The 13,463-nt window shown below is 57.7% G+C and carries 14 protein-coding genes; 12 read left to right on the top strand and 2 right to left on the bottom strand.

The features are described 5' to 3' along the window. Positions 1-9: 9 nt before the first annotated feature. A complete protein-coding gene (aroA, locus tag GOW31_RS14275) occupies positions 10-1,356 on the top strand; it encodes a 3-phosphoshikimate 1-carboxyvinyltransferase (protein ID WP_171170927.1) in 1,347 nt (448 codons plus the stop codon). Then, positions 1,353-1,970 carry a (d)CMP kinase gene (gene cmk / locus GOW31_RS14270; RefSeq protein ID WP_171170925.1) on the top strand — a complete coding sequence of 206 codons (618 nt, stop codon included), beginning with the start codon at positions 1,353-1,355 and terminating at the stop codon, positions 1,968-1,970. The genes aroA and cmk overlap by 4 nt, the downstream gene beginning before the upstream one ends. 21 nt (positions 1,971-1,991) lie before the next feature. Here cmk and GOW31_RS14265 read toward each other — a convergent pair whose 3' ends face one another. Continuing rightward, on the bottom strand, positions 1,992-2,468 hold the full coding sequence (locus GOW31_RS14265; RefSeq protein ID WP_152457172.1) for a YHS domain-containing (seleno)protein: 477 nt from the start codon (positions 2,466-2,468) through the stop codon (positions 1,992-1,994). 217 nt (positions 2,469-2,685) lie between these two features. Between GOW31_RS14265 and GOW31_RS14260 the strand changes: the two genes are divergently transcribed. The 10 genes from GOW31_RS14260 (at position 2,686) to GOW31_RS14215 (ending at position 13,034) form a co-directional block, all read left to right on the top strand. After that, on the top strand, positions 2,686-3,222 hold the full coding sequence (locus tag GOW31_RS14260) for a hypothetical protein (protein ID WP_171170923.1): 537 nt from the start codon (positions 2,686-2,688) through the stop codon (positions 3,220-3,222). 207 nt (positions 3,223-3,429) lie between these two features. Next, the gene (locus GOW31_RS14255) at positions 3,430-5,115 is read left to right on the top strand and encodes a tryptophan halogenase family protein (protein ID WP_171170920.1); all 1,686 of its coding nucleotides are present in this window, start codon (positions 3,430-3,432) and stop codon (positions 5,113-5,115) included. Positions 5,116-5,144: 29 nt separating this feature from the next. After that, a complete protein-coding gene (locus GOW31_RS14250) occupies positions 5,145-5,561 on the top strand; it encodes a DUF6525 family protein (RefSeq protein WP_371813768.1) in 417 nt (138 codons plus the stop codon). Positions 5,562-5,792: 231 nt separating this feature from the next. Then, positions 5,793-7,469: a 30S ribosomal protein S1 gene (gene rpsA, locus GOW31_RS14245; RefSeq protein ID WP_068337749.1), complete on the top strand. Its 1,677-nt coding sequence runs from the start codon at positions 5,793-5,795 to the stop codon at positions 7,467-7,469. Between the two features lie 270 nt (positions 7,470-7,739). Beyond that, positions 7,740-8,024, top strand: coding sequence for an integration host factor subunit beta (gene ihfB, locus GOW31_RS14240; protein ID WP_050603110.1), 285 nt, complete (start codon positions 7,740-7,742; stop codon positions 8,022-8,024). A 7-nt stretch (positions 8,025-8,031) separates the two neighbouring features. Continuing rightward, positions 8,032-8,382, top strand: a complete 351-nt coding sequence (locus GOW31_RS14235) for a lipopolysaccharide assembly protein LapA domain-containing protein (protein ID WP_171170918.1) — start codon at positions 8,032-8,034, stop codon at positions 8,380-8,382. A gap of 11 nt (positions 8,383-8,393) precedes the next feature. Then, positions 8,394-9,035 carry a phosphoribosylanthranilate isomerase gene (locus GOW31_RS14230; RefSeq protein WP_171170916.1) on the top strand — a complete coding sequence of 214 codons (642 nt, stop codon included), beginning with the start codon at positions 8,394-8,396 and terminating at the stop codon, positions 9,033-9,035. Positions 9,036-9,259: 224 nt separating this feature from the next. After that, a complete protein-coding gene (locus GOW31_RS14225; RefSeq protein ID WP_171170914.1) occupies positions 9,260-9,418 on the top strand; it encodes a hypothetical protein in 159 nt (52 codons plus the stop codon). Between the two features lie 68 nt (positions 9,419-9,486). Further along, positions 9,487-10,734, top strand: a complete 1,248-nt coding sequence (gene trpB, locus GOW31_RS14220) for a tryptophan synthase subunit beta (RefSeq protein WP_171170912.1) — start codon at positions 9,487-9,489, stop codon at positions 10,732-10,734. Between the two features lie 704 nt (positions 10,735-11,438). After that, a complete protein-coding gene (locus tag GOW31_RS14215) occupies positions 11,439-13,034 on the top strand; it encodes an Ig-like domain-containing protein (protein ID WP_171170909.1) in 1,596 nt (531 codons plus the stop codon). A 53-nt stretch (positions 13,035-13,087) separates the two neighbouring features. On the opposite strand, the gene GOW31_RS14210 is transcribed toward GOW31_RS14215, so the two are convergent. Then, positions 13,088-13,462 (bottom strand): DUF2237 family protein, encoded by a 375-nt coding sequence (locus GOW31_RS14210; RefSeq protein ID WP_171117420.1) that lies wholly within the window; start codon positions 13,460-13,462, stop codon positions 13,088-13,090. Position 13,463: the final 1 nt, after the last annotated feature.

The raw sequence follows: 13,463 nt of genomic DNA, 5'->3' as shown, positions 1-13,463 counted from the left end.
GGAGCCCCCATGTCCGGACACGGAACGCCCATCCCGATGACTTCGCATCCCTGCGGCCCGCTGACCGGCACGGCAGAGGTGCCGGGCGACAAGTCGATTTCGCACCGGTCGTTGATCCTTGGCGCGATGGCTGTGGGCGAGACCAAGATCTCGGGGTTGCTCGAAGGTGAGGACGTCTTGGACACCGCAAAGGCAATGCGGGCCTTCGGGGCCGAAGTCACAGATCATGGCGGCGGCGAATGGACGGTGCATGGCGTGGGCGTCGGCGGGTTTGCCGAACCGGATCAGGTGATTGACTGCGGCAATTCCGGCACCGGAGTCCGGCTGATCATGGGTGCCATGGCGACCTCGCCGATTACGGCAACCTTTACTGGTGATGCCAGCCTGAACAAGCGGCCCATGGCGCGGGTAACGGATCCGCTTGCGTTGTTTGGTGCGCAGGCCGTGGGCCGCTCGGGGGGGCGTTTGCCAATGACGATCGTCGGTGCGGCAGACCCGACTCCGGTCCGGTACGAAGTTCCGGTGCCCTCGGCCCAGGTAAAATCCGCCGTTCTGCTGGCGGGGCTGAATGCCCCCGGTAAAACCGTGGTTATCGAGAAAGAGGCGACCCGCGATCATTCCGAGCGGATGTTGTCCGGTTTCGGTGCCGAAATTACCGTGGAAGACACTGTTGAAGGCCGGGTCATCACTTTGACGGGGCGCCCGGAATTGAAGCCGCAAGTCATCGCCGTTCCACGCGACCCGTCCAGCGCGGCCTTCCCGGTTTGCGCGGCGCTGATCACGCCCGGTTCGGACGTTCTGGTGCCGGGTATCGGCCTGAACCCCACGCGCGCGGGCCTGTTCACGACGCTGCGCGAGATGGGCGCCGACCTGACCTATGAAAACGAGCACGAAGAGGGCGGCGAGCCGGTTGCCGATCTGCGCGCGAAATACTCGCCAGACATGAAGGGTATTGACGTACCGCCTGAACGCGCGGCCTCGATGATCGACGAATACCCCGTTTTGTCCGTGGTTGCCGCAAACGCCACGGGCACCACGATGATGGGCGGGGTGAAGGAACTCCGGGTGAAGGAAAGCGACCGCATCGATGCCATGGCGCGCGGTCTGCGCGCAAACGGCGTCACGGTCAACGAGGGTGACGACTGGTGGTCGGTCGAAGGGTTGGGTATCGGCAAGGTTCCGGGCGGCGGGACGTGCGAAAGCTTCCTGGATCACCGCATTGCCATGTCCTTCATGGTGATGGGCATGGGCGCGCAGAACCCGGTAAGCGTGGATGATGGTGGTCCGATCGCGACATCCTTCCCGATTTTTGAACCGTTGATGGCGTTGCTTGGTGCAAAGGTAGAGCGCAGGTGAGCTTCACTGTCGCCATTGACGGACCTGCGGCTGCGGGCAAGGGCACGATCTCCAAGGCCGTTGCGGCGCATTTCGGGTTCGCGCATCTGGACACCGGCTTGCTGTATCGCGCCGTTGGGCGGCGCACTCTTGAAGGGTTTGGCGCGCTTGAAGCAGCGCAGGCCCTGACCGCCGCAGAGCTTGAGCAGGGTGATCTGCGCACGGCTGAAATCGCGCAGGCCGCATCCAAAGTGGCGGTGATTCCCGAGGTTCGCGCCGCCTTGGTGGATTTTCAGCGCGCCTTTGCCCGAAGGTCGGGCGGAGCCGTTTTGGATGGGCGCGACATCGGGACGGTGATTTGTCCCAATGCCGAGGTGAAGCTGTTTGTAACAGCCAGCCCAGAGGTGCGAGCCGAACGCCGGTTTCTGGAGCTTAGTACAAAAGGTGCTGACGTGACGCGCGAACAGGTTCTGGCAGATGTCAAAGAGCGGGATGCCCGCGACGCAGAGCGCAGCGCTGCGCCGATGAAGCCAGCTGAGGATGCAGTGCAACTGGACACAACGGACCTCAGTATCGAGGCTGCATTGGCCAAAGCGCTTGAAATCATAAGCGCAAAACTGCCCGCGACGCGCTGACGTCGCAGGCAGGGGCGACATTTACAGCTCGCCTACGGCGATGCTCTTGATGTTTGCCCACTGTTCGTCCGCCGTTTTTGCGGTGGCGGGAACGTCCTTCAGGAAGGCCGCGCGGGTTTCGGCGTTCAGGAACAGGTACAGTTTTCCATCTGCGACCAGGTACTGATCCGGGTCTCCGTCGAACTTCTTGCCGACCGATACGCCGAATGAACAGAACCCACCATGCTGCGGCAGGTAGGCCTCCGGGTTTGCTTCGAACGCCTCGAGGTTGGCGGCTGTGGTGAAGTAATAGGATGCGCCATCATAGGTCGCCGAGTGGGTGGCGAAGCCTTCGACCGGATTACCATCATTGACCAAAGCAACCAGATCGACCCCATGTGCGGCAAGCGGGGCACCTGCGGCCGAGATGCCGTTCGACACGTTGATTTCGTCCGCGGCAAATGCCGGAGTGGACAGGGCGATGGCGGCTGCCAGGGCGGTGAAGACGATAGTTTTCATTACACGTTTCCTCTTGGTTCTGGGTTCGGGTCGATCGGATCGTCGACCGGTGAAACATAGTTAGGGGATGAAAGCTGGACGTGTAATCGCAGATAGGCCATCAGATATTGCAGATCGTACAAGTATCTGAATGTCCAGAAGGTGCGTTCACCAAGCTTTGTTTGGTCAGTGTGGTTTTGCGTACCTATGCTGAAAGAATGCCCGCAGGAGTGCCATCATGATCCGATTAGCCCTCATCCTTGTTTTCATTGCCCGAAGCCTTGCCGCGCAAGAGCCCGTGCAAAGCCCACCCGAAGCCGAGCCGCCGATGACGTATGAACGGCTGGGCAACATTCTTTTCGCGCTTGACCCCGAAGCAGAGCCGAGCGGCCCCGGGTTTCAATTGACGATTGCAGGGGTGGAGGTCTTGGTCATCACCGACACCAATGCGGATCGGATGCGGGCCATGGTCCCGATCCGCAGCGCCGAGGCGCTGTCGGAGGAAGACTTGATCCGAATGATGCAGGCCAATTTCGACAGCACGTTGGATGCCCGCTATACGATTGCCAATGGCACCTTGTGGGCTGCGTTTATCCACCCATTGTCCCTTTTGGAAAAAGACCAGCTGATCTCGGGGCTGGCCCAGACTGTGAACATCGCCAGGACATATGGCACCCTGTATTCCGGCGGTGCGGCAGAGTTCGGAGGCGGCGACAGCACCGATCTGCAACGTGAGTTGATTGAAGAGCTGCTGAAGAAAGGCGAAGAGATCTGACTGCACCGTGAATATGGGACTGGCGTGACGCCTGCTGGTTGGCCGATGTTGCGCGGCCGGGCCTTCAGGCCGGTGCGTCATAGACCCTAGATGGATTCAGGAAAGCTGTTATAGTTTCTTCCCAGCGAAAAGGGAAAGCTGCGACACAACCTGCAAAAAAAACAGGGGCGCAGCAAAAAATTCCCAAGCCAACAGGGACAAAATTACATGAACAATCGTTTGAACAAAATCACCATCGTGGGTGGCGGTACGGCTGGATGGATGACCGCGCTGATCCTGGACATGGTGTTTTCCCGCACGTCAACGCCCAAGGATCGACCGCAAATCTGCTTGATCGAAAGCCCGAACATCTCGACCGTGGGGGTGGGTGAGGCCACGGTTCCGCGGATGCCTGTCACGCTGCGTCAGGCGGGTATTTCAGAGCGGAGTTTCTTTCGGGAGACCAACGCGTCCTTCAAGCTGGGTGTGAAGTTCTGCAATTGGAACAATGACGCCAAGGGCAATCGCATCGACTACATGAACCCCTTTGCGCACGGCCAGATGCTTGAGGGGCTGGAGGCCGCCGAGTATTTCCTGCGCTTCGGCAATGGCGACAGGGATTTCACGCAGTCCATATCGCCGCATGATGATCTGGCCCGTTTGTGTAAGGGCGCGCGTCAGTTGGGGCAGCCGGAATTCGAACAACGGTTTGGTTATGCCTATCATCTGGATGCCGTAAAGTTTGCAGGCATGCTGACCAGGGTCTGCACGAAGCGCGGAGTGGAGCATATCCGGGATGAGGTGCAAACGGTCGAGTTGGATGAACAGGGCAATGTCAGTCATCTCATGCTCGAAGCAAAAGGCCGCCATGACATTGAGATGGTCGTGGATTGCACCGGGTTCCGTGGGCTGATCATCAACAAGGCACTTGGCGAGCCATTTTTGGATTACTCTGACTACCTGCCCAATGATCGGGCCATGGCGTTGCAGATCGAGCATCCGGATCCTGACAAGATCGAAAGCGCCACCAGATCCACTGCCTTGGGCGCAGGTTGGACGTGGCGCGTGCCGCTTTTTAACCGTGTGGGCACAGGATATGTCTATTCGTCGGCACACCGCACGGATGATCAGGCAGCGGACGAATACCTTGAGTGGCTGGGTGACAGCGGCAAAGGTTTGACACCGCGCGTGATCCCGATGCGCGTCGGTCGCGTGCGCAATGCCTGGGTCAAGAATTGCGTGGCCATAGGCCTGTCCGGCGGGTTCATTGAACCGCTGGAAAGCACGGCGATCCATATGATTGACCATGCGATACGCTGGTTCGCCGAGCATTTGCCCACGCGAGACATCGAGCCTTCGCTGAGGGACAGATACAATCGACAGATGGACAAGCTTTATAACGAGGTACTGGAATTCATCTGTTTGCACTATCGGTTGGGCAACCGTACCGATGACCAATACTGGATCGATGCGCGCACCGAGATGAAGATACCGGATCGGTTGGCCGAAAATCTTGACTTGTGGCAGTATCGCCTGCCGATGGATCACGATATCGAGTTCGCCACTTTGTTTGACAGCCGCGTTTATCAGACCGTTCTTTTGGGCAAACAGGTTTATGATACGGGCTATGGTTCAGGCATCCGTGATCGTCTTCGACCGTTGAAGAAACCGATTTGGTTCCAGGGTATGAAGAACGCGAAAATGGATCTGGCGAAGATCGTTAAATCCATGCCGGATCACAAAACACTGTTGCGCGATATCCGGGGGGAACTTGATCAACCTGCCTTTGGAATGGCGGCGGCAATGAAGCCTACAGTGGCGATGCCGGGCACGGCGCCAGCCCCTGTTGTCATCGAGAACATGCCGAACTTTGCTGAAATCCAAAGCGGCAAAAAGGATCTGCAACTGTTCTGACTGCTTCCTGCCCGTCGCGCAGGGAGTGTTTGCAGGAAAGGCGGGGTGCAAACTCCCCGTTTTTTTTACTTCCGTGTGCTTTGTTGATATGTAATGTAATTACATACACATTGCGAAAGGGGACCGTATTGCAACAACATAAGAAACAAGGGCAAACAAGGGGTCGGAACTTGCGGAGTACCCTCAAACGTCGGAGACGACAGGCGGCGCCTATGCAGGTCTACGACTCTCTGCCGTCAGGGCTGCGCCTGTGGTTGGCCTCGGCAAGCTTGCCGTGGAGCCCCGTTTCTGCGCAAAAAATCTGGAACCGGGCCGGAGGTGCGCGCAACCCATCCGCAGCGTTGATGCGACTGGACGCAATTGAACAGGCCATGCTGCGGCGCGATGCCGGGGTTTGGACCTTCAAAACCGGCAACGCGCCTGGGTACAGAGCCGCCAAACCTTGAAAATATGGGCTTTGCCCTTGCACATACCGGGGAATCCGCCTATACGCGCGCTGTCGATACAAGGGCGGTCAACGTCCGGATGACGTTTCTGAGCAGGGCCGAGTTACCTCGGCCCTTTGTGTTTGTTTGCTCAGGGGCGCACCGGATCACGCCTGAAGACATCATGAAACAAGACCGGCGGAGACAACCGCTCGGCCAGCAAAAACGTATTGTAAAGGAAAACAACGCCACATGGCTAACGCATCCATGGAGGAATTCGAAGCCCTCCTGAATGAAAGCTTCGAAATGGACACACCCGAAGAGGGGTCTGTTGTCAAAGGCAAGGTTCTGGCGATCGAAGCCGGCCAAGCCATCATCGACGTAGGCTACAAAATGGAAGGCCGCGTTGATCTGAAAGAATTCGCAAATCCCGGCGAAGCCCCTGAAATCGCTGTAGGCGACGAGGTCGAAGTTTACCTGCGTGCCGCAGAAAACGCCCGTGGCGAAGCCGTCATCTCGCGCGAGATGGCCCGCCGTGAAGAGGCATGGGACCGTCTGGAAAAAGCATATGCCGACGACCAGCGCGTCGAAGGTGCAATCTTTGGTCGCGTCAAAGGTGGCTTCACCGTCGATCTGGGTGGCGCAGTTGCGTTCCTGCCCGGCTCGCAGGTTGACGTGCGCCCCGTGCGCGACGCCGGCCCGCTGATGGGTCTGAAGCAGCCGTTCCAGATTCTGAAAATGGACCGCCGCCGTGGCAACATCGTTGTTTCGCGCCGCGCTATCCTGGAAGAATCGCGTGCCGAACAGCGTGCCGAAGTTATCGGCAACCTGTCCGAAGGTCAGACCGTCGAGGGTGTCGTCAAGAACATCACCGAATACGGCGCATTTGTTGACCTGGGCGGCGTTGACGGCCTGCTGCACGTCACCGACATGGCATGGCGCCGTGTGAACCACCCGTCCGAGATCCTGACGATCGGCGAAACCATCAAGGTTCAGGTCATCAAGATCAACAAAGAGACCCACCGCATCAGCCTGGGCATGAAGCAGCTGCAGGAGGATCCGTGGGATCTGGTTGCTGCGAAATACCCGCTGGGCTCGGTCCATCAGGGTCGCGTCACCAATATCACCGACTACGGCGCGTTCGTCGAGCTGGAAGCCGGTGTCGAAGGTCTGGTGCACGTGTCCGAGATGTCCTGGACCAAGAAAAACGTCCACCCCGGCAAGATCGTTTCGACCAGCCAGGAAGTCGACGTCATGGTTCTGGAAATCGACGGCGCCAAGCGTCGCGTGTCTCTGGGCCTGAAGCAGACTCAGCGCAACCCGTGGGAAGTGTTTGCAGAAACACACCCCGAGGGCACCGAGGTCGAAGGCGAAGTCAAGAACATCACCGAATTCGGTCTGTTCATTGGCCTCGAAGGCGACATCGACGGCATGGTTCACCTGTCCGACCTGTCCTGGGACGAGCGTGGCGAGGATGCGATCCAGAACTACCGCAAGGGCGATGTCGTTCAGGCGGTTGTCTCGGAAGTTGACGTCGAAAAAGAGCGTATCTCGCTGTCGATCAAAGCCCTGGGCGGTGACAAGTTCGCCGAAGCCGTGGGTGGCGTGAAGCGTGGCTCGGTGATCACTGTCGAAGTCACCGCGATCGAAGATGGCGGCATCGAGGTCGAATACGAAGGCATGAAGTCGTTCATCCGTCGTTCGGATCTGTCGCGTGATCGTGCCGAACAGCGCCCCGAGCGTTTCTCGGTCGGTGACAAGGTCGACGTCCGCGTCACCAACGTCGACAGCAAGACCCGTCGTCTGGGCCTGTCGATCAAGGCGCGCGAGATCGCCGAAGAGAAAGAGGCCGTGGAACAGTACGGTTCTTCCGATTCGGGCGCATCGCTGGGCGATATCCTGGGTGCAGCGTTGAAATCCGGCGACTGAGCCAAGGCAGTATCCCAAGCATGAATTTCGGCTCCGCACGACAGTGCGGGGCCGTTTTTGTTGCGAATCAATATGTTCCGAACCGCAGGGTTAATAAGGGGATTGATCGCGCATTAAGTGTGGAAATTGGCCTGACAGATAAAATTTCGCGCGAGAATGTGGCAAAATAAAGCCTCAAAACTCAGAGTATCCGTTCCCCCCTTCCGGGTTTTTTCCTATACTGTCAAAACAGTAGACCTGTCACACCGGCTGCCTGGGAGGGTATCACGCATGATCCGTTCAGAATTGATTCAGAAAATCGCTGACGAAAACCCGCATCTCTATCAGCGTGATGTCGAGCGGATCGTGAACACCGTATTCGAAGAAGTCACAGACGCCATGGCGCGCGGTGACCGTGTCGAACTGCGGGGCTTTGGTGCCTTTTCCGTGAAGAAACGCGACGCACGTGTTGGGCGCAACCCGCGCACGGGCGAGACAGTGCAGGTCGAAGAAAAGTGTGTACCGTTTTTCAAAACTGGCAAGTTGCTCAGGGATCGATTGAACGGTAAAGCCTGACACCATGATGCGTTACCTTCGATATGCTTTTCTGGCGGCTCTCGGGATCATCCTGATTTCCGTGTCTCTTGCCAATGTTCAGTCCGTTGAACTGAAACTGATGCCGGATGCTCTGGCCGAGCTTCTGGGTTTTAACCTCAGCGCGTCACTGCCGCTGTTTCTGGTGGTTTTAGGGGGTGTTGCAGCAGGATTGGTTATTGGTTTCCTGTGGGAATGGCTGCGGGAACACAAGCACCGCCGCGACGCGACAGTGAAGAAAACCGAAGTGCGCAAGCTTGAGCGCGAAGTCAAGAAACTCAAGAAAAAGCAAAACGAAGGCAAGGACGACGTGCTTGCCATTCTGGATGAGACGAGCTGAGCCTGACCGATATGCCTGATGTTCGGTTCAAAATCTGCGGTCTGACCGCACCGGATCACGTGCGCGCTGCGGCAGACGCCGGGGCAGGCTATGTTGGGTTCGTTTTCTTTCCGAAATCGCCACGCAATCTGGATGTTTCGCGGGCCGCAGAACTGGCGCATCTGGTCCCAATTGGCGTTGCCAAGGTGGCTTTGGTGGTGAATGCCACTGACGAAGAATTGGACGGCATCGTTTCGACTGTACCGCTTGATATGCTTCAACTGCATGGCAAGGAATTGCCCGAACGGGTTTCCGAAATTCGCGAGCGATTTGGTTTGCCGGTGATGAAAGCCATAGGAGTGGCCGAGGCCGAGGACCTGGCGGCCATCGATCTTTACTCGGAGGTGGCCGATCAACTGCTGATCGATGCGAAACCGCCCAGAGAGGCTGAATTGCCGGGCGGCAACGGGTTGGCTTTTGACTGGCGGCTGTTGGCCGGACGGAAATACTGGCGGCGACCCTGGATGCTGGCCGGTGGCCTGACACCCCTGAACGTTGCCGAAGCTGTCCGGATGACAGGTGCCCAGCAGGTGGATGTGTCATCCGGTGTCGAAAGCGCGCCGGGTGTGAAAGATGCGGCCCTGATCCGCGACTTTGCATCGGCTCTCAGGTGATCTGAAAAAGATCTTGTTGCGTATCCCTCGAAACAGAGGGGTTGAGCATGCTCGCAGCAATCGGGGGCGTTTCCTTGAAACATTGGTACCATGCGCCGGAGTTTTTCTGGCGCGCGGGACAGGCCTGTCGGCAGGCGCAAGGCGACCCATTGTGCCTGCACGCTGACTTGTTCAGGCAGGATGGCATCTATTTTTCATTCAGTGTCTGGCAAGACATTGAAGCAATGCTGACATTTTCCCAATCCGGCCCCCACAGGCGTGCCGTGTTGGCAGCCGATCGTTTGGCGGATGTGAACAGGTTTCATCATTTTCCGTGCATTGGTGTGCCCTCGCCGGAACAGGCGATTCAGGTCTGGCGTCAAAACACGCAGGTTGTGGAATGATGCGTTTTGCCCATGGCAAATCCCGCTGCCACCACCTATGAACAACAGATACGACGAGGGAGACACCCATGGCCAACGATCTTTTCAATTCCTTCATGTCCGGCCCTGACGAACAGGGACGTTTCGGCATCTTCGGCGGGCGTTTTGTCAGTGAAACTCTGATGCCGCTGATCCTGTCGCTGGAAGAGGAATACAACAAGGCCAAAGATGATCCGACGTTCTGGGCCGAAATGGATGACCTGTGGGCAAACTATGTGGGTCGTCCTTCGCCGCTGTATTTTGCGGAACGCCTGACCGAGCATCTGGGGGGTGCCAAGATCTATCTGAAGCGTGACGAGCTGAACCACACCGGCGCGCACAAGATCAACAACGTGCTGGGTCAGATCATTCTGGCGCGGCGTATGGGCAAGACCCGGATCATTGCTGAAACCGGGGCAGGGCAGCACGGCGTGGCCACCGCCACCGTATGTGCCAAGTTTGGCTTGAAATGCATTGTCTATATGGGGGCGCACGACGTGCAGCGGCAAGCTCCGAACGTATTCCGCATGCGTCTTCTTGGGGCCGAGGTGATCCCTGTGACCTCGGGTCGTGGGACGCTCAAGGATGCGATGAATGACGCGCTGCGTGACTGGGTGACTAATGTGCGCGACACGTTCTACTGCATCGGCACCGTGGCTGGACCGCACCCCTATCCGGCAATGGTCCGCGATTTCCAGTCGATCATCGGCAAGGAAGCGAAAGAGCAGATGATGAAGGCTGAAGGCCGTTTGCCGGATACGATCATCGCGGCAATCGGCGGCGGTTCGAACGCGATGGGTCTGTTCTATCCCTTCCTCGACGACAAGGACGTCAACATCATAGGCGTCGAGGCGGGCGGAAAAGGTGTGAACGAGAAAATGGAGCATTGCGCCTCGCTGACCGGCGGTCGGCCGGGCGTGCTGCACGGCAACCGGACCTATCTGTTGCAGGATGACGATGGCCAGATTCTTGAAGGCTATTCGATCTCGGCCGGGCTGGACTATCCGGGCATCGGGCCCGAGCATTCCTGGCTGCACGAAATTGGACGCGCGAATTACGTCTCGATCACCGACAAGGAAGCGCTCGAGGCGTTCCAGCTGTGCTGCGCAACCGAGGGGATCATCCCGGCGCTGGAACCAAGCCACGCTTTGGCCCATGTGATGAAGATCGCACCGGAATTGCCCAAGGATCACCTGATCTGCATGAACATGTGCGGTCGTGGAGACAAGGACGTTCAGACCGTAGCCAAATATCTGAACTTCGATATGTCAGACACCGAAGGCCGTACGGCGGACTGAGTGTGAACCGGGGCGGCATGTCCCGGTTGCTCTGTCTTGGGGTCGATGGCTCAAGCAGACCTGAAAGCAATAATTCCAAGGCAGGACAGGCGGGATAGTCAAACATGTGACATGTCCGCCGAAATCAGGTTGCCCTGCAAAAAGGGCCGCCGCCAATGCGCATGTAAGGACAACACAGAAGCCCGAGGAATCGCCGGCTGCTGTGAAACCTCGATCATTGTGCCTGCATTTGTTTCCCAACAACTGCCAGTTGCGACCCCTGCCCGAGATTGTTGCGAATATCCCGTCAAAGCCGAGGGTCTGTATCCGGCATATCTTGAGCATATGACTTGCAAAGTCACGGCTTGTTGTGACGTCTTGCCGAGAAGACTCCCTGAAAACAACGTGCTTCGAAGTGCTTTCCGGCATTTTTCGCCTTTGCCTTGCGGTTTATGCATGGCCATGTGGCCCGCACGCCAAAGTTGAGTTGCTTCCAATTCTATACAGTGTCTCCAAATTGAATTAACTATTGGGTAACTGGCGTAGTTGCGGCCGGTTCAGGGGACGTCTCTGCAATGGATGGGACAATGGATGACGTGGTTCGGGGCACAGTGTCTTTGCCCGGGCGCCCTGGTGTTTAGCGCCCTCGCGGTGTTGTAGGAGGTAAAATGGTTAGGTCCGTTATTTCGAGGCTGTTGTGCCTCTGTTTTCTGATTTCAGCACTCATGATCGGAAGCGCGAAAGAGGGTGCGGCTCTTGGTGGCGGCTTCATCATAACCTCGGTTCCGACGCCGAACGGGGGAAGCATCTTTTTCAACAATATCCCATTTACCGGCACGGCCTTTGTTTCTCTGGGGGGGTCGGGGCAGGTTCCCGGCGGCAGTTTCTATTTCAACAACGGCATTTTGAACCAGAGTGCGATCACGCCCGCTGGCCTTGCTTCCCTTGGCTATATCGGCGCAACCATTCTCAGTCAGGATGGCGCGGATTCCACATATGCGGCAGACGGGTACATGGGGATTACGTTCACCGCGCGCGAAACCGTTGGAGGGCCGCTTTATCGCTATGAGATCGCGTTGTCCGGTGTAACGAACACCCAAATCGTCAACACGCGCGTTCTGGTGGATACGACACAGCCAACTGCAACGATCGGGGCCTTGACGCCGACCGGCAGCGGAACGTTTCAAGCAAGCATTACCCTCAGCGAACCAAGCACCGATTTCACCGTGGGCGACCTGTCCGTCACCAATGCAACGGCTACTCTGACCGGGTCCGGCACCAGCTATGTCGCCACTTTGACGCCCCAGAACAACGGTACCATCGAGCTTTTCATTCCGGCAGGGGTGTTCTCGGACGCGGCTGGGAATCTGAACCTTGAGTCAAACAGGGTCAGCACGCTTCAGGCCGTGACAAATGCCCAACGTCAGATTCAGGCGTTCCAGAACGCCCGGGCCAACAGCCTTGTGACGAACCAGCCGAAACTGACCCAGTTTCTGCAAGGTTCGGGGTCGGGTATACTGGACGCTTCGGTCACGCAGGGCTCGGGGTATCTGAATTTCGCCAGTGATCCGGCGCGGCCCGTCTGGTTCAGTGTGACCGGCAACTGGAGTTCGCAGGATGATTTTGACAACTCCTATGCACTGGCAGTTGTCGGGGCTCATCGCCAGATCAATTCGAACCTGTTGATCGGTGCCATGCTTCAGTTCGACTATGCCGAAACGGAAAACGGCCCGGCCAGCGTGGACGGTACGGGCTGGCTGGTTGGTCCTTATGTGGTGGCAAAATTGCCCAATCATTCGGTGTTTCTTGAAGGGCGCGTTCTTTATGGTCAGGCCGACAACAACATCTCTCCGTTTGGCACCTACGAGGACAGTTTCGACAGTGACCGTTGGCTGGTCCAGTCGCGCGTAACCGGTGAGATAAAGCGTGGCGCCCTGACATTGATGCCTTTGCTGGACGTAAGTTATGCCAGCGACGATCAGAAAGCTTATACCGACAGCCTGGGCAATCTGATTCCACAGCAGGATTTCAGTTTGACGACGGCACGGTTGGGTGTCGATTTCAGTCACCCGTTGCAAGTGTCACGAGGAGAGATGATGCTGACGGGTGGGCTTTCTGGGATTTGGAGCACGACTTCGGGTACCGGGACCGCCCCGGGCGTGACACCGATTGGCGATACCGCCCGTGCCCGCGCGGATCTGGGCCTGGACTACCGGCTGGAAAACAACAGCTTGCTTGCAGCAAACGTGTTCTACGATGGCATTGGTGAAAGCGGTTTCGAAAACTACAGCATCAGCCTGATCTGGCAAATGGCATTCTGACCTTGGGGCGAAACTGGATCGCGGATCACGTCTCGCCCCGGGCGCAATGGCTTTCAGGCATTCGCCTTGTTCTGAAGCAAGATATCAAGCGGCACAATCTCGAGCGCGCGTTGATGGGTCGCCTCCAGGTGAACCTTTGGCGCGCATCCTTCGTCATGGGCCTGTAGGAACCGGCCGGCACACAGACACCAGCTGTCACCGGGCTTGAGGCCCGGGAAATCGAATTCGGGCCGAGCCGTGCTCAGATCATTGCCGACATATTTCGAGAATGCCAGAAACTCGGCCGTCATCACGGCACAAACGGTATGGCTGCCCTGATCCTCGGGGCAGGTATTGCACGCACCATCCCGAAAGAACCCGGTCAGAGGATCGCGTGAGCAGGGCGCCAGAACGCCGCCGAGTACATTGATACTGTCTTGTTTCTGCATG

Origin of the sequence: Ruegeria sp. HKCCA0370 (genome assembly GCF_013033705.1) — a bacterium.
Lineage (GTDB): Bacteria > Pseudomonadota > Alphaproteobacteria > Rhodobacterales > Rhodobacteraceae > Ruegeria.
The sequence above is the reverse complement of the archived record's forward strand: the minus strand, read 5'-3'. Positions and strand labels throughout refer to the sequence as shown.